This window comes from Erythrobacter sp. (assembly GCF_039988855.1).
Taxonomy (GTDB): Bacteria; Pseudomonadota; Alphaproteobacteria; order Sphingomonadales; family Sphingomonadaceae; genus Erythrobacter.
The window spans coordinates 525903-540467 of record NZ_JBDXIY010000015.1 but is presented as its reverse complement, the minus strand read 5'-3'; the positions used below and the strand labels follow the sequence as shown (position 1 = coordinate 540467).

General features: G+C 56.5%; 19 protein-coding genes. 12 read left to right on the top strand and 7 right to left on the bottom strand.

The annotated features are described in order from the left end of the window. Positions 1 to 9: 9 nt before the first annotated feature. The 3 genes from ABJ205_RS05440 to ABJ205_RS05430 are packed head-to-tail and all read right to left on the bottom strand — an operon-like array spanning position 10 to position 1303. Complete coding sequence (locus ABJ205_RS05440; RefSeq protein ID WP_348158731.1) at positions 10 to 693, bottom strand: cupin domain-containing protein; 684 nt, start codon at positions 691 to 693, stop codon at positions 10 to 12. Positions 694 to 703: 10 nt separating this feature from the next. Then, entirely contained in the window at positions 704 to 841 is a 138-nt protein-coding gene (locus ABJ205_RS05435; RefSeq protein ID WP_348158888.1) for a hypothetical protein, read from the bottom strand. Positions 842 to 847: 6 nt separating this feature from the next. Then, complete coding sequence (locus ABJ205_RS05430) at positions 848 to 1303, bottom strand: glutathione S-transferase N-terminal domain-containing protein (protein WP_348158733.1); 456 nt, start codon at positions 1301 to 1303, stop codon at positions 848 to 850. 53 nt (positions 1304 to 1356) lie between these two features. Between ABJ205_RS05430 and ABJ205_RS05425 the strand changes: the two genes are divergently transcribed. From ABJ205_RS05425 to ABJ205_RS05415, 3 genes are read left to right on the top strand one after another with little or no spacing between them, the layout of a single operon-like run. After that, on the top strand, positions 1357 to 1923 hold the full coding sequence (locus ABJ205_RS05425; RefSeq protein WP_348158735.1) for a TetR/AcrR family transcriptional regulator: 567 nt from the start codon (positions 1357 to 1359) through the stop codon (positions 1921 to 1923). A gap of 32 nt (positions 1924 to 1955) precedes the next feature. Further along, entirely contained in the window at positions 1956 to 2816 is an 861-nt protein-coding gene (locus ABJ205_RS05420) for an oxygenase MpaB family protein (RefSeq protein WP_348158737.1), read from the top strand. After that, positions 2817 to 3176 (top strand): DUF1428 domain-containing protein, encoded by a 360-nt coding sequence (locus tag ABJ205_RS05415; protein WP_348158738.1) that lies wholly within the window; start codon positions 2817 to 2819, stop codon positions 3174 to 3176. Here ABJ205_RS05415 and ABJ205_RS05410 read toward each other — a convergent pair. Further along, a complete protein-coding gene (locus ABJ205_RS05410) occupies positions 3173 to 3766 on the bottom strand; it encodes a J domain-containing protein (protein ID WP_348158740.1) in 594 nt (197 codons plus the stop codon). The two genes, ABJ205_RS05415 and ABJ205_RS05410, sit on opposite strands and share 4 nt — an antisense overlap. Before the next feature lie 75 nt (positions 3767 to 3841). Between ABJ205_RS05410 and ABJ205_RS05405 the strand changes: the two genes are divergently transcribed. From ABJ205_RS05405 to ABJ205_RS05395, 3 genes are all read left to right on the top strand, one after another. Further along, on the top strand, positions 3842 to 4114 hold the full coding sequence (locus tag ABJ205_RS05405; protein WP_348158742.1) for a BolA family protein: 273 nt from the start codon (positions 3842 to 3844) through the stop codon (positions 4112 to 4114). 15 nt (positions 4115 to 4129) lie between these two features. Further along, a complete protein-coding gene (locus tag ABJ205_RS05400) occupies positions 4130 to 4612 on the top strand; it encodes an NUDIX domain-containing protein (protein ID WP_348158744.1) in 483 nt (160 codons plus the stop codon). Between the two features lie 74 nt (positions 4613 to 4686). Beyond that, on the top strand, positions 4687 to 5499 hold the full coding sequence (locus ABJ205_RS05395) for an SDR family NAD(P)-dependent oxidoreductase (protein WP_348158890.1): 813 nt from the start codon (positions 4687 to 4689) through the stop codon (positions 5497 to 5499). On the opposite strand, the gene ABJ205_RS05390 is transcribed toward ABJ205_RS05395, so the two are convergent. Together ABJ205_RS05390 and ABJ205_RS05385 are read right to left on the bottom strand one after the other, a co-directional pair. After that, positions 5469 to 5927: a hypothetical protein gene (locus ABJ205_RS05390; RefSeq protein WP_348158746.1), complete on the bottom strand. Its 459-nt coding sequence runs from the start codon at positions 5925 to 5927 to the stop codon at positions 5469 to 5471. The genes ABJ205_RS05395 and ABJ205_RS05390 overlap by 31 nt on opposite strands. Continuing rightward, a complete protein-coding gene (locus ABJ205_RS05385) occupies positions 5917 to 6504 on the bottom strand; it encodes a helix-turn-helix domain-containing protein (protein WP_348158748.1) in 588 nt (195 codons plus the stop codon). Before ABJ205_RS05385 ends, ABJ205_RS05390 begins: the two co-directional genes overlap by 11 nt. 71 nt (positions 6505 to 6575) lie before the next feature. Between ABJ205_RS05385 and ABJ205_RS05380 the strand changes: the two genes are divergently transcribed. Then, positions 6576 to 7463 carry an alpha/beta hydrolase gene (locus ABJ205_RS05380; protein WP_348158750.1) on the top strand — a complete coding sequence of 296 codons (888 nt, stop codon included), beginning with the start codon at positions 6576 to 6578 and terminating at the stop codon, positions 7461 to 7463. A gap of 196 nt (positions 7464 to 7659) precedes the next feature. On the opposite strand, the gene ABJ205_RS05375 is transcribed toward ABJ205_RS05380, so the two are convergent. Continuing rightward, positions 7660 to 8766, bottom strand: coding sequence for a DUF2332 domain-containing protein (locus tag ABJ205_RS05375; protein ID WP_348158752.1), 1107 nt, complete (start codon positions 8764 to 8766; stop codon positions 7660 to 7662). Between the two features lie 77 nt (positions 8767 to 8843). Between ABJ205_RS05375 and hisG the strand changes: the two genes are divergently transcribed. From hisG to ABJ205_RS05350, 5 genes are all read left to right on the top strand, one after another. After that, positions 8844 to 9545 (top strand): ATP phosphoribosyltransferase, encoded by a 702-nt coding sequence (gene hisG, locus ABJ205_RS05370; protein ID WP_348158754.1) that lies wholly within the window; start codon positions 8844 to 8846, stop codon positions 9543 to 9545. Then, positions 9545 to 10837, top strand: coding sequence for a histidinol dehydrogenase (gene hisD / locus ABJ205_RS05365; RefSeq protein WP_348158756.1), 1293 nt, complete (start codon positions 9545 to 9547; stop codon positions 10835 to 10837). Before hisG ends, hisD begins: the two co-directional genes overlap by 1 nt. After that, entirely contained in the window at positions 10834 to 11301 is a 468-nt protein-coding gene (gene nusB, locus ABJ205_RS05360; RefSeq protein WP_348158758.1) for a transcription antitermination factor NusB, read from the top strand. The genes hisD and nusB overlap by 4 nt, the downstream gene beginning before the upstream one ends. 23 nt (positions 11302 to 11324) lie before the next feature. Continuing rightward, entirely contained in the window at positions 11325 to 12155 is an 831-nt protein-coding gene (thiL, locus tag ABJ205_RS05355; RefSeq protein ID WP_348158759.1) for a thiamine-phosphate kinase, read from the top strand. 180 nt (positions 12156 to 12335) lie between these two features. Then, positions 12336 to 14459: a sodium-translocating pyrophosphatase gene (locus ABJ205_RS05350; RefSeq protein ID WP_348158761.1), complete on the top strand. Its 2124-nt coding sequence runs from the start codon at positions 12336 to 12338 to the stop codon at positions 14457 to 14459. The last annotated feature ends 106 nt before the right edge of the window (positions 14460 to 14565 follow it).

Genomic DNA, 14565 nt, shown 5'->3' with positions numbered 1-14565 from the left:
AGAGTTGCTTTAAGCAACTTTGGTTGGGAAGCGAATTTCGCCCAAGTGCCCGCGCTTAATCCAAAGGCGTGCACCTTCCTTGCTGGATGTAATCTGCACTGTCTCATCAGCCGGAATTCGCAGCCAATCGTGCAAGCCGTACCGCGTGCCACAACAATTGATTTCACCCTCTAAAACGAGCATCTCCAGCCCTGCATTGTGGACCAATGGAAAGCTAGTTTTTGGTTCCCACCGCTCTAACGATACATGCTCATAATCGCGCGCTGCCAAAACATGGCGACTTATGCCCGGAGTGCTTGGATCGGGCATGAGACTGGCATTGTTCAAGTCCACCGAAAGTTGTTCCTGATCTTCCGGGTCAAACTGCCAGAGTTTGACAAAGATCGTGCAGCCCGGCTCTGAGCCCGGAACATGGTGTGTGCCTACCGGATTGCGCACATAGGTGCCCGCGGGATAGTCGCCATGCTCATCTTGAAAAACGCCTTCAAGCACGATGAATTCCTCACCGCCTGAATGGGTGTGTTCTGGAAAAGCGCTTCCCTTTGCATAACGGACGATGGAGGTGGCACGGGCCACCTCCGCGCCGATGCGATCAAGCATTCGGCGGTCAACGCCGGCCATCGGTGATGGCACCCAATCGAGCTTGGCGGTTTGGACCGCTGCGGCTCTTTCGAAGTCTGCGTTGATCTCCATCAGATGTCTCCTAGTACCGTGCAGTTGCGCGTTCGCGCCATTCATTTAGATTGGCGAGTTCTGCCGGAATTTCCACCTTTGCGAAGTCCGCAAGAGCAAGCCCAGCAAACGCGGTAATATCGGCCATAGAGTAGGCCTCGCCTGCCAGATAGGGCTAATCGGCCAACACGTTGTCGAGATACCGCATCGTATTTTGGGCCTTCGCATACCCGCGCTCGCCCATTTCGGGCAGCTGATTGGTCTCCAATTCTGGTCCCAGCCCATCGGTCGCGTGGTGGAAGTATGCGCCAACCGCATCGACGAGCCCTTCTTCTACACGAAGGTTCATCATTTGAGTGACCTCACGTTGTTTCGGAGTGTCCCCGATCAGCGAAGGACCTTCATACGTTCCGTCAATATATTCGATAATGGCGGTGCAGCGCCCGATATGGGTGCCGCAATCAAGCTCTGCGCAAGGAACGGTTGCGTCGGGATTCTTTGCGGTGAACGCATCTTCGCGGTGCTCTCCGCCCATCACATCCACTGCGACAAACTCAACCTGCTCAGTTGCACCCTTTTTCTGCCAATGCCATACGCACGCGCCCCGGATTGGGGAAACCTTCCACATCATAAATTCGCATATCTCTGCTTCTTATTAAGAATCAACCTATCAGTAGGTAGGCGATGAAAACCACACGCGACACATTGCTCGATCTGGGGGAACAGGCCATCCGTTCACGCGGGTTCGCTGGGTTTAGCTATGCCGATCTCGTCCGCGATGCAGGTATAAGAAAGGCGAGCGTTCACCACCATTTCCCGGCAAAGGCTGATCTTGGGTTGGCGCTAGTAGAACGGTATGCCACTGGTCTGTTGACCGCGTTTTCTGAGATCTCAGCCAATTCCGCCAACGCAGGTGAGGCTATGCGCGGTGCGATCTCACTTCACCGGGCAGCCTTAAAGGACGGAACCTCAGCTTGCCTTTGCGCAGCGCTGGCAACTGATACAGCCCTTTTGGATGAACCGACACGCCAAGCACTCGAGGCGACCAACGACGCCACAAAGGATTGGTTTGAAGGTGTTTATCGCCTTGCCGCAGAAGATGGGTCCCTTGACATGGCAACCAATCCAGCGAGCGAGGCCGCTGCAACATTGGCCCTTCTACAGGGTGCACAATTGCTGGCTAAAGCATCCGGATCGGTGAGTGCGTTTGATGACGCGACAGCGACTCTTTCGATTAAGATTTCAGGCTGACATCTGGGGCATTTGGGCGCATACTGCGCAGCGTGCCATCTCCCCTTTCTTCTCCAGTTGAAGCTCTGCGCTTAAAGCTTGTCGATCAAGTGCGCGCCACTTTTAACGATCAATCGCGCGGGCAAAAACCGGTACCGCCATCGGATGAAGCTCTTTTTGAGAAGGACACGCCCATTCGGCTCGTCCATGCCGATCTTGTAGGAATGATGACTGGCGGCGTGCGCGCTCTGATGCTCCAAATGCTCCATCCACACGCACTGCAAGGGGTGCTCGATCACTCCAATTTCCAAGAGGATATGCACGGCCGCTTGCGCCGTACTGCGCGCTTTATCGCGGTCACGACCTTTGGCCACCGGGATGAAGCGCACAAGGCGATTGAAAGGGTTAACCGTATTCACGCGAAGGTGGGCGGGGTTCTGCCCGATGGTAGTCCCTACGAAGCCACAAATCCACGCACGCTTGCATGGGTTCATGTGACAGAAGCGCAAAGTTTCCTCGCCGGATATCTTCGGCACGTGCGCCCTGACATGCCCAGCCGCGAACAAGACGAATATTACGCCCAAATCGCGGTTGTAGCGCGCGCGCTCGGCGCTGAACCTGTGCCCACCACTTGGCGCGATGCAGACGCCATCTTCCGCGAAATGCGAAGCGACCTGAAACCCTCACCCGCAGCCAAGGAAATCGCGCAATTGGTGCTGAGCCAGCGGCCCGAGGGCACCCCCATCGCAGTCCAGACCGTGATCGGTGCAGAGGCCGTCGCCATGTTGCCCCCATTTGCGCGCGATATGTTAGACCTTCGGCGGCCCATGCTCACTGCCCTGCCCACTCGTGCAGCGACCTGGGGCGTGGGTAAGACGCTGCGCTGGGCGTTTAAACAAAACGGGAAGAGTTAGATGTATATCGCAATTGCCACTTTGTCGGTGAAAGAGGAAAACCGCGAGGCTTACAAACAAGCCGCCGAGTTTATGGCAGATTGGTCGATGAAACACGGCGCGTTGGAGGTTATGGAAGCATGGGAGGCCAACGTACCGGCCGGCAAAACCACTGACATGCGCAAAGCCGTTGCGGCACCCGCTGATGAAAAGATTGTCACTGGATGGGTGATTTGGCCCGACAAGGAAACGCTGGACCGCGCTAAAGAGGCAATGGGCAAAGGCGAAGGGTTTGAAGGCTACCCCGAAGGCGATCCGCCGTTCGATGGCTCGCGCCTAATTTTTGGCGAGTTTGAGCCTGTGCTGACGCGGGGGCGCTAAGCAATCGCAGCCGCTTTGCGCAAAAGCTGATAAGCATCCACCACTTTGCCAAGCCGCGCTTCGTAAGTCCGGTCCCCGCCATTCCTGTCAGGGTGATAACGCCGCACCAGTTCTGAATACCGCCTGCGCAGCCGGGCCTTATCGGTGTCCGAACCAAGACCCATGACCTCAAGTGCCGCGGCCTCTTCCTTGGAAAAGCGCCCTGACATTTGCATCGCCGCCTCACGCTGCGCGCGGCTTTTGATCCCATTAGCGCGGGCCGAGATTGCATCCAGCGGATCGTCAAAATCACTCCAGCGCGGTGCTCCGTCGACGGCGGCTCTTGGACTGAAAGCCGGACTTTCGCGCCGCCAGCCGTTGATCGGGCTTTGCGCATTGAGGATTTCCTCTGCGCTCATCCCCTCAAACCAGTCATAGCCGTCATTGAATTCGCGCACATGCTGAAGGCAGAACCAGCGATATTCACCCGGTCCATCAAAGCCGCTTGGCCGGTATCCGGGTGCGCGAAACTCGCCCAGCTCGCGGCAAGTGGGATGCTCGCACTCGCGCCCTTCGCCTTCATAGCGGCCATGAAATCGTGAATTTGCCATAAAGTGCTTGAGAATGGCGATGAAGACGCCAAATTCCAAGGCATCAAATCACCCAAATCAAAGGTTATGACGAAAATGAGCGGAACTGTTGCCCAAGAAATCGAAGCTCTGCTCGTTGAAGCCTTCGCTCCCACCAATCTGGATATCATCAACGATAGCCACCAACACGCCGGGCATTCGGGCGATGATGGATCGGGCGAATCCCATTTCACCCTTGTGATCGAGGCTCCCTCCTTTGCCGATATGACCCGCCTTGCCCGCCAACGCGCGGTGATCGCGGCGCTGCGCGATATTGTAGGCGAGCGCGTCCATGCCGTCGCGATTAAGGCAAGCGCGCCTGCCGCATAGCGGCTCGTCGTTTAAATGAACGAATTCGCCAATTCCAAGCGCATCCGGCGCGCAGCGCGGATCATCGTGCTTGGCCCTGAGCGGCGCATCCTCTTGTTCCGTTTTGACGTCAACGGACGCCCGCCCTTTTGGGTGACGGCAGGCGGCGAATGCGAAGATGGCGAGAGCTTTGAAGAGGCAGCGCGGCGCGAACTTCTGGAAGAAACCGGAATAGACGCAGCCCCCCGCAAACAGATCGCGCGAACCACCCCTGAATTCGTGACCGTCGAGGGTGAACCGATCCAAGCCGATGAACGCTATTTTCTTGTGCAGGTGGATGAGATGGAGATCGAAACCTCAGGCCACACTGAACTGGAACGCGAAGTGATGACACAGCACCGATGGTTCGCAATCGAAGAATTGGAACGGTGGCACGAGGCGATATTCCCAGAGAACCTCGCTCACATCGTTGCTGAAGCTGATAGAGCCAGCGCTGATGGACGCAGCTCCGGCACCTGATCTTCAACAATTTGCTTGCCCCGCGCCACCACAATCGTCAGCATTCCAAGTAGACACAATAGAGGGAGAGAATGATGGATTACACCGGCAAGACCGCATGGATAACAGGTGCATCTTCAGGAATTGGCGCGAGCCTTTGCCGAGACCTCGCCAGCCGGGGCGCGCATCTCATCCTTTCCGGCCGCAATGAAGCGCGACTGGCAGAAGTCGCTGCGGATTGCGGCGAAACGCTGATCTTGCCTTTTGATGTGCGCGACGAAGCGGCCCTTGCCGATGCCACCGCGCAAGCGACTGGCTGGAAAGGCGGCGTCGATCTGGCCGTGGCCAATGCAGGCGTTTCTCAACGCAGCCGCGCGCTCAATACCGAAATGCAGGTCTACCGCGACATCATCGACATCGACCTGACCGCGCAAATCGCGTTTAGTCAGGGGCTTATCGGTCATATGACCGAACGCGGCAGCGGGGCATTGGCCTTCCTTTCCTCCATCGCTGGTAAGGTTGGCGTACCCATGCGTACAGCATACTGCGCGGTGAAGTTTGGTCTTGCTGGATATGGCGATGCGCTGCGGGGCGAGCTTTCCCAAACAGGGGTCAGCGTTCACATGATCTATCCCGGCTCTGTTGCAACCGATGTGTCGCGCAATGCATTGACCGCCGACGGATCAAAGCGCGGCATTTCCGACAAAGTAATCGACGAAGGCATCCCTGCCCCAGATGCGGCCAAAACCATGCTTGACGGCATTGCCAATGGCGAGTGCGAGATCATCGTTGCCGAAGGGATGGAACTGCAAATGGGCGAGATGCGCCGCACACCAGATGCGTTGTTCGACCAAGTCGCAGCCATGGTCGCCAGCGGTTACATGGAGCGCATGGAAGAAAGCGCCTGAGCACGCCGATGAAACACAGCCACAATGTAGCAAGCAATGCATTGCTCGACCCAGGCCAATGGGAGCGCGACAAACAGGAGAGAGTAAGGCGCTAATCCCATATTCGCGACGCCGAGCCAGATCAGTCCGAAGACCGTGATGGTAAAGCCAAGCGAGGCGATCACGATTTGTTTCCAATGGGAGCCAAACTTTTCATGCCACAGCCAGAAAAAGGCCGTCGCGCCAAGGATTAAGACCATGTCCCAAATCCCCCACAAGGCGAAAATCGGCAGGTCCATTGGCGCCACATGAGATTGGCCGGGAAACGCTTTGTGGAGCATTGGACGAACGACCCAGAAATACCGCGCGATCTCTGAAAGGTTGATCCAGAGGAAATTGGCAAGAAGTGCAGAAAGGAACAATCGCCGTTCGATGATTTCACTCGGCATTATCAATCTCCAATCGGATCATTTGAAGGATGGTCTTGGCTCTGGCGCGCAAGGAATCGGCGCAGCTTGTGACGCGGGAAATCGCCCACAATCCTTGCGCGGCAACGACCAAAAACTGGGAAAGCTCTTCGCGTTTGGCAGGGGGCAACCGTTTTGGCAGAGCCTCTGCAAAACACTGTGCCAACAAGTCGTTATGTTGGTCCACCAAAGCGTTGATGTCTTTGTCGCACGGGGCGGTTTCGGTCATCGCATTGCCAACCAAACAACCCAGCCCCGGCAATCCAATCGCCTCTGCTCTGGCGATTTGGGTTTCGAAATAGCCGGCGATGCCATCCAAACCGGCGTCCTCATGGGTCAAAGGCGCAACGGCGGTTTGCACCACCTCTTCGCGGTAAAGGGCAAAGCACGCGCGGTAGAGGCCATCCTTATTGCCAAAGTCGCCATAAATGGATTGGCGCGTCGAACCCGTGGCAGCGACAAGGTCCGCCATAGAGGTTGCCTCAAACCCATTTTGCCAAAAGGCGTGCATGGCACCGCGCAGAACTTCATCTTTGGGAGAGGTGCGTGGTCTTGGCATAGATTTGAAGTATCAGAACGTTCGTTCTTAAACAAGCACTTTCACCTCAACATGCCCCGGAGGCAGCCCAAATGAATCAACAGACCATTCGCCTTGCCAATGGAATTAACCTTGATGTGGTGGATCAAGGGCCCAAGGATGGTGAGGCTCTCATCTTCCTGCATGGCTTTCCCGAAAACCACCGGACATGGCGGCATCAGATCGCGCATTTCTGTGATCGGTATCGCTGCATTGCGCCCGATCAACGCGGCTATCGCGGGTCATCCAAGCCGCAGGAAGTGGATGCCTATACGCCGGACAAGCTGATTGGAGATGTGTTCCTCCTTGCCGATGCATTGGGGATCGAGAAGTTTACCATCGTGGGCCATGATTGGGGCGGCGCGATTGCTTGGGGTGTGGCGCTGAACGGGCAGCACAGCCGCGTGACCCGCGCGATCATCGCCAATGCGCCCCACCCTGCGATCTTCCCCAAACTGCTTTTCACCAACCGCAATCAACGCGAAGCATCGCAATATATGCGCAGTTTTCGCGATACGGCCAATGATGGGTTTATCCGCGAGCACGGATTGGCAACCTTCCTTGAGAAGGAGACGAAGTGGGACAACCCGTCAACCTCCGACCCAGAAGAGCGGGCGATATTGATGCGCGACTACGAAGACCGCGATACCGCCTTTGGCATGCTCAACTATTACCGCGCGACGCCGATGGCAGTACCCAGCATGGATGAACCGTTCGAATTGCCGGCGGATTTTGACGCACCCGAAGTGCCGAAACTGACGATCCCGACACTGGTGATCTGGGCAATGGATGACCTCGCCCTTCCACCAGAAAACTTGGACGGCATCGACGATTTGATCGACCCGCTCTCTTTGGTCAAAGTGCAGAAGTGCGGCCACTTCGTCCCGTGGGAAGCGCCGGAAGTTGTGATCGCAGCGATGGAGGCATTCTTGAGCGAATAACGGCACAGTCCTCCATCATTGACACTCTCACAGAAATGACCTAAGTCATTAAAAGATAAGGAGTTTTAATATGGTATATCATATCCCTGCTGACTGTTGTGATTGCGATTGCGCAAAGTGCCAACAAGGCGCTGAATGCTCAAGCTGCGACTGCTGTTAAGGTGATGGCGGGCCTAAGAAGGTCCGCCTAACCATCCTATCCAAGCCATTCAACCCAGGCGCCGTGTGGATGCGCAAAGGCGAGCGTATGAGACTTGCCGTCATCCTCTGATCCGTTCCAGCACCTGACCTTCAATTCGTGACGGAAGGTCTCTGGATCGGTTTCAAGCGCCACCCAAGCAAGCGGGGCGTCAGCTGATGCTCGTTTCCCCGCTGCTTCGAACCTTTCGGTAATCGCATCCTGAGTTCTCTCCGGCAGATATTGCCACATTATGGAATGGAACATGGCCCTTGTTGTACCGGTTGTTTGTGGCGCGGCGAGGCGTTGCTCCACGAATTCCCCTGCATCCATTTCCACCAGATTGGGCGGATTGTCCTTCGCTAGACTTACCGCTGCATCGATCCGGGCCATGCGGCCAGGTGCATCAGGCCAGACATAAGATTTGAGCTTTAAGGCAGACGCCTCATCGCTAAGATCAATCGGTGCCACGTCGCAGGCGTGCACGGATAAGATTTCGAAATCGTCGGGCGCAGCGGGCACAGAACCCCTTCCCCCGCGCCACTCAGGCTCAATCTGCATGGGCGAGCTTGCTGATCCTACCTTGGTATCGCCAAGCGTGTAACGATACCGCTCGAGCATTGTGTTCACACCGGCGCTAGCGCCAAGTTCAAAGAGTTCGAAACGGGCCGGCAATTGATGAGCAAGCCACAATAACCCAGCCATAATGCTTGCCGAACGCCCAGCCTCATTGGTTTGAGGCGGGCCATCGAACCATGGAAGAAGAGTGTGATCATGGGTCTTAATGACTGAACAAACCAGCTGGCTGACCTGAGCTTGATCGGTGATTTCCCCTGAATACACAGGGACTAAGCGATCATCTGCGCCGGTGAGCGACAGGCTATGCAAGCCGCCGGCAATCCGAAGCGGCATGGCATCTTTCAAGCTGAGCCCTTGCCATGATGTCATCCGGCGGGCGCATGCAGTCTCGCCCTCGATGACCTTGGTCAAAGCGCGGATGATGCGTGCGGTGCACGGCGCGTGGTTGATTTCAGCGTGGTCTGCCTGCCAATCGATCGCTGCAGCGAAATCTTCAATGTCCATAACCGCGCCGAGACCGCCTGCGCTTGCTTCATTACCGCTCATCTTTCCTATTCATCCCTTCTTGCATTTGCTGCTTCTTGTTGCCCTTTAACTGCCTACACCTTAAGTGCGCGGCCAAGATGACAAGCGACCAATCCTCCAAACCCAAAGATAGGGCCAATGGCCCGCTCACCTTTGCAGTGCCCAAAGGGCGCATTCTCGACGAAGCGCTCCCTTTGATGGCGCGCGCTGGAATCGTGCCCGAGGACGGGTTTCACGATAAGAAGAACCGTTCTTTGTCCTTCGATACCTCACGCGGCGATATGCGTCTAATCCGGGTACGTGCGTTCGACGTGGCAACCTTTGTCGCACACGGTGCGGCGCAGATTGGCATTGTTGGCTCTGACGTGATTGAGGAATTCAATTACGACGACCTTTACGCGCCCGTTGACCTCGATATTGGTCACTGCCGTTTGTCGGTTGCACGCATCGCGGGCGACACACAAGATGATGCAGGTGCAAGCCACATCCGGGTTGCGACCAAATATCCGGGCCTAACAGCAAGACATTTTGAGGCGCGCGGCATTCAGGCAGAGTGTGTAAAACTGAATGGCGCGATGGAGCTTGCCCCTTCGCTTGGCCTGGCGCGGCAGATTGTTGACCTTGTGTCATCGGGCGCAACGCTAAAGCAAAACGGTCTTGTCGAGACACAGCAGATCATTGACATCACGGCTCGCCTGATCGTCAACCGCGCGGCTTATAAGACCGATCCGCGCGTTGCAGCCTTGGTTGACGCATTCCGCAAGGATGCTGAAACTCGGGCTCAAAAGGGGGGCGCTTGATGTTGAAACTCGATACAACTGACCCAAACTTTGCCCGCGATTTCGCCCGTGTTGTCGATGCAAGACGCGATGCAGACAGCGATGTCGCGGGCGTCGTGCAAGACATCCTTCGCACCGTGCGTACAGGCAAAGATCAAGCGCTTGTCCAATATACACAGCGCTTTGACGGTTACTCGCTGATCGATGATGCCGATTGGGTGGTCACAGCGGAACGCTGCAAGGAGGCGTTCGAATCGCTTGAAAGTGAGCAGCGCGAGGCCCTTCAACTCGCGGCCGACCGCATTCGCGCCTATCATGAAGCACAACTGCCTGAGAACCGCGATTTCAAAGACTCGGTAGGCGCACGGCTTGGGGCGATCTGGCGGCCTGTAGATGCAGCGGGGCTTTATGTACCTGGTGGGCGCGCGGCCTACCCCTCCTCGCTCTTGATGAATGCAATCCCGGCGAGCGTTGCAGGTGTCGGGCGGCTTGTCGTTGTCACCCCAACACCCAAAGGCAATTCCAATCCACTGGTGCTTGCGGCGGCGCATATCGCAGGTGTCGACGAAATCTGGCGCGTTGGCGGAGCACAGGCGGTGGGTGCACTTGCCTATGGCACAGAGCGGATAAAGCCGGTTGATGTTATTGTGGGTCCGGGCAATGCCTATGTCGCAGAGGCCAAGCGTCAGCTTTACGGTGTAATTGGGATCGATATGGTCGCAGGACCTAGCGAGATCCTTGTGGTTGCCGATGGCAAGAACGATCCCGATTGGGTGGCCGCTGACCTGTTGAGCCAAGCCGAGCATGACCCAACTTCGCAATCGATCCTCATCACAGACGATGCCGGTTTTGCGGCTCTGGTTGCAGACTGTGTTGATGTGCAAATCGGCATGCTCGACACCGCAAAGACTGCGCGCCAGAGCTGGGATGATCACGGCGTCATCATACTTGTGAATGATATGGAGGCCGAAGCGCCTAGCCTTATCAATGCGCTTGCCGCAGAACACGTTGAACTGGCAATCGATGATCCGGAGGCCATGATGGCCAAGGTGCGTCATGCTGGCAGTATCTTCCTTGGCCGGATGACGCCCGAAGCGGTTGGCGATTATGTTGCCGGACCCAATCACGTCTTGCCAACTGGGCGCCGTGCACGCTTTTCCAGTGGGCTTTCGGTTCTCGACTTTATGAAACGGACCAGCTTCATCCAATTGGACGAAGCGAGTTTTGGCGCGATCGGCCCAGCTGCCGCCACGCTTGCCCACGCAGAAGGGCTTCCTGCCCATGCCAAATCATTAGAATTGCGCCTTAAATGAACACACCTGCAAAATCCCAAACTCGCTCCGCTGCCCGCCTTGCCGCCGTGCAAGCGCTCTATCAACACCAGATGGAGGGGACAAAGGTCGACGAATTGCTTGTTGAATTTCATCGTCACCGGCTTGGTGAACGTATTGATGACGAAGACCATGATGGCTGGCAGCTTGCCGAGGTTGAAGTCGATTTCTTCAATGATCTCGTGCGCGGTGTCGACGCACGACGGGAAGAAATTGACGCGTTTGTGACTGTCAAGTTATCTGAAGGTTGGACGTTGACGCGCCTTGATAAGACCATGGTGCAGATCCTTCGTGCGGGCACTTATGAGCTGTTGGCGCGCGCCGATGTACCGGTGGCGGCCGCAATCAATGAATATGTAGAGGTCGCCAAAGCCTTCTTCGATGACCGCGAAGCAAAGTTTGTGAACGGCATATTGGATGCGGTGGCTAAAGAGGCCCGGCCATAAACGAGGCGGACTTCATAGCGGCTTTGCGCGGCCTCCCGCTTCATGCCGGAGCGCGCAGGCTCGACGATGACTGCGCTGTCCTCGAATTTGGCAGCGAGACACTCATCCTCAACCACGACACGATGGCTGAAGGCACGCACTTTCGCGCTGATGCCGATATGGCTGATGTCGCGTGGAAGCTGGTGGCAAGCAATCTGTCCGACTTAGCGGCAAAGGGCGCAGAGCCAATCGGGGTGTTACTTGGTCACTGCCTCGGCGATGGTGACGAGCAGTTTCTTAACGGCCTTTCAGAGGCACTTCACACGTTCAATACGCGGTTACTTGGCGGGGACACGGTCAAAGCGCCTGGCGCAAATGTGGTCGGCCTTACGGCCATTGGAAGGGCGACCCACACACCTGTCCCCTCTCGCTGCGGCGCGCAGATTGGTGATGAGGTTTATGTCACCGGGACATTGGGGGGCGCGATGCTGGGGTTTGAAGGGGCGTCAGAACATCTCGGCGCATTCCACCGGCCCAATGCACGCCTAGCTGAAGGCCGCGCGCTCGCTCCGGTCGTCACGGCAATGATGGACGTGTCGGACGGGCTGCTACTGGATGCCTTTCGCTTGGCTGAGGCAAGCGGGGTCTCCATCGCCCTTGAAGGCGAAGCGGTGCCAGTGGCCTCAACCGAACGGCGTGCAGATGCTTTGCGGTGGGGCGATGACTACGAACTTCTCTTCACCATGCCCGTTGGGAAAAATCCGCCGGTTGATGCCGCTAAGATTGGAGAGGTCCTGTCCAAAGGGTTTGCGCCGCTCACTCTCGACGGCCATCCGCTGGTCAATGCGCAAGGTTTAGGGTTCGAACACCGATAAAACTGCAACCAAAGGTGCGAAAAGAGCAAAGTTTCCCACTGCGCCCGCGCTTTCGCCCTTGTGTCCACGCATTTCGCCGATAAGTTGACGCCCCTAGGCGCATGGGATCTGCGAACGAGAGAATAACGCCAGCTCCCTAATAACGCGTATGTTTTCCACGCTTTGGAGAGGGGATTCTTCGTGGACTTAATTCTTATATCAATTGGATTGGGATTGCTTGCCATTGTGTATGGCATCGTCACCAGTCGCCAAGTGCTGGGTGCCAGCGCTGGTAATGCGAAAATGCAAGAGATCGCAGGCGCCATTCAAGAGGGCGCGCAAGCTTACCTCAACCGTCAATACACCACGATCGGTATCGTTGGTGTGGTCGCGGCAGTCGTCGTTGGCTTATTCCTCGGCGTCGTGCCGGCAATTGGCTTTGTGATCGGCGCGGTTCTTTCGGGCGTTGCTGGCTATATCGGGATGAATATCTCGGTGCGCTCAAACGTTCGTACGGCTGCTGCTGCTGAACAAGGCCTCCAACAAGGTCTGACCATCGCTTTCCGTGCTGGCGCTATCACCGGTATGCTGGTGGCGGGTCTTGCGCTGCTCGCGATTGCTGTCTTCTTCTACGTTTTGGTCGGTCCGATGGGCCTTACACCGAACGACCGGATTGTGATCGACGGTCTTGTTGGCCTTGCCTTTGGTGCATCACTGATCTCGATCTTTGCCCGTCTTGGCGGCGGTATCTTTACCAAAGCGGCGGACGTTGGCGCTGACCTTGTTGGTAAGGTCGAAGCATCGATCCCAGAAGATGACCCCCGTAACCCGGCAACAATTGCTGATAACGTGGGCGACAATGTGGGTGACTGCGCTGGCATGGCCGCTGACTTGTTCGAAACCTATGTTGTAACCGTTGGTGCGACTATGGTTCTCACTGCGTTGCTCTTTGCCGAGCAACTGGGCGAGATGCTCCTGCCAATGATGGCTCTGCCACTTCTGATCGGCGGTGCGTGTATCGTTACCTCAATCGTCGGCACGTACTTTGTGCGTCTTGGCAATGGCACGAATGTCATGGGTGCGATGTACAAAGGGTTCATCGTCACCGCTGTTCTGGCAATCCCGCTGATTTGGTTTGCCACGGCACATGCCCTTGGCACGGCTGGCGCGGACATGAACACCGTATTGGGCGCAGGCCCAAGCGGGATTGAGTTCACCGGACGAGCATTGTTCTATTGCTCGCTGATCGGCTTGGTGCTGACCGGTATCATCATCTGGATCACTGAATACTACACCGGCACGAACTATCGTCCGGTGAAGTCGATCGCTAAAGCTTCGGAAACAGGCCACGGCACGAACGTGATCCAAGGTCTTGCAATCAGCCTTGAATCGACCGCTCTTCCAACCATCGTCATCATCGCAGCGATCATCGGTGCGTACCAACTCGCTGGCCTTATTGGTCTGGCGTTCGGTGCAACCGCAATGCTTGCGCTTGCTGGCATGGTTGTGGCGCTCGATGCTTATGGTCCTGTGACCGACAACGCTGGCGGTATCGCTGAGATGGCTGAGCTTGACGCGAGTGTTCGTGAAAAAACGGACCTTCTCGACGCTGTGGGCAACACCACTAAGGCTGTGACCAAAGGCTATGCCATCGGTTCTGCTGGTCTTGCAGCGCTCGTGTTGTTTGCCGCTTACACCGCTGACCTTCGCCTCTTCTTCCCAGAAGCAAACGTCAACTTCAGCCTTGAAAACCCATATGTGATTGTCGGGCTTCTGCTTGGCGCACTGCTCCCGTACCTGTTTGGTGCGATGGGCATGACCGCTGTGGGCCGGGCTGCTGGCGACGTTGTTGTCGACGTGCGTGACCAGTTCGCAAACGATCCGGGCATCATGAAAGGCACCAGCCGTCCTGACTACGCACGGACTGTGGACCTTGTGACCAAGGCTGCGATTAAGGAAATGATCGTTCCATCACTGCTTCCAGTGCTGGCACCGATTGTGACCTACTTCGTGATCTACTTCCTTGCAGGCCAAGACAACGCCTTCGCGGCGCTTGGCGCACTGCTTCTTGGTGTGATCGTCGGCGGTCTGTTCGTCGCGCTTTCCATGACCGCTGGTGGCGGCGCATGGGACAATGCGAAGAAGTACATCGAAGACGGCAATCACGGCGGTAAAGGATCAGAAGCTCACAAAGCGGCTGTGACCGGCGACACTGTTGGCGATCCTTACAAGGATACCGCCGGCCCTGCTGTGAACCCGATGATCAAAATCACCAATATCGTCGCGCTGCTTCTGCTTGCGGCATTGGCGGGCGGCGCGCACTAAGCACGCCTCCTATATTGGGAAATAAAGAACCCCGCTCTGGCATCGCCCGAGCGGGGTTCTTTGCATTTACCCTATTGAGTGTCCCTCTCTGAACCACCGGGTAAGG

Excerpts from the sequence above, each read along its gene's own strand:
- ABJ205_RS05440 (WP_348158731.1), bottom strand. The coding sequence starts at position 693 with ATGGAGATCAACGCAGACTTCGAAAGAGCCGCAGCGGTCCAAACCGCC.
- ABJ205_RS05430 (WP_348158733.1), bottom strand. The coding sequence starts at position 1,303 with ATGATGTGGAAGGTTTCCCCAATCCGGGGCGCGTGCGTATGGCATTGG.
- ABJ205_RS05425 (WP_348158735.1), top strand. The coding sequence starts at position 1,357 with ATGAAAACCACACGCGACACATTGCTCGATCTGGGGGAACAGGCCATC.
- ABJ205_RS05415 (WP_348158738.1), top strand. The coding sequence starts at position 2,817 with ATGTATATCGCAATTGCCACTTTGTCGGTGAAAGAGGAAAACCGCGAG.
- ABJ205_RS05410 (WP_348158740.1), bottom strand. The coding sequence starts at position 3,766 with ATGGCAAATTCACGATTTCATGGCCGCTATGAAGGCGAAGGGCGCGAG.
- ABJ205_RS05405 (WP_348158742.1), top strand. The coding sequence starts at position 3,842 with ATGAGCGGAACTGTTGCCCAAGAAATCGAAGCTCTGCTCGTTGAAGCC.
- ABJ205_RS05400 (WP_348158744.1), top strand. The coding sequence starts at position 4,130 with ATGAACGAATTCGCCAATTCCAAGCGCATCCGGCGCGCAGCGCGGATC.
- ABJ205_RS05395 (WP_348158890.1), top strand. The coding sequence starts at position 4,687 with ATGGATTACACCGGCAAGACCGCATGGATAACAGGTGCATCTTCAGGA.
- ABJ205_RS05390 (WP_348158746.1), bottom strand. The coding sequence starts at position 5,927 with ATGCCGAGTGAAATCATCGAACGGCGATTGTTCCTTTCTGCACTTCTT.
- ABJ205_RS05385 (WP_348158748.1), bottom strand. The coding sequence starts at position 6,504 with ATGCCAAGACCACGCACCTCTCCCAAAGATGAAGTTCTGCGCGGTGCC.
- ABJ205_RS05380 (WP_348158750.1), top strand. The coding sequence starts at position 6,576 with ATGAATCAACAGACCATTCGCCTTGCCAATGGAATTAACCTTGATGTG.
- ABJ205_RS05375 (WP_348158752.1), bottom strand. The coding sequence starts at position 8,766 with ATGAGCGGTAATGAAGCAAGCGCAGGCGGTCTCGGCGCGGTTATGGAC.
- hisG (WP_348158754.1), top strand. The coding sequence starts at position 8,844 with ATGACAAGCGACCAATCCTCCAAACCCAAAGATAGGGCCAATGGCCCG.
- hisD (WP_348158756.1), top strand. The coding sequence starts at position 9,545 with ATGTTGAAACTCGATACAACTGACCCAAACTTTGCCCGCGATTTCGCC.
- nusB (WP_348158758.1), top strand. The coding sequence starts at position 10,834 with ATGAACACACCTGCAAAATCCCAAACTCGCTCCGCTGCCCGCCTTGCC.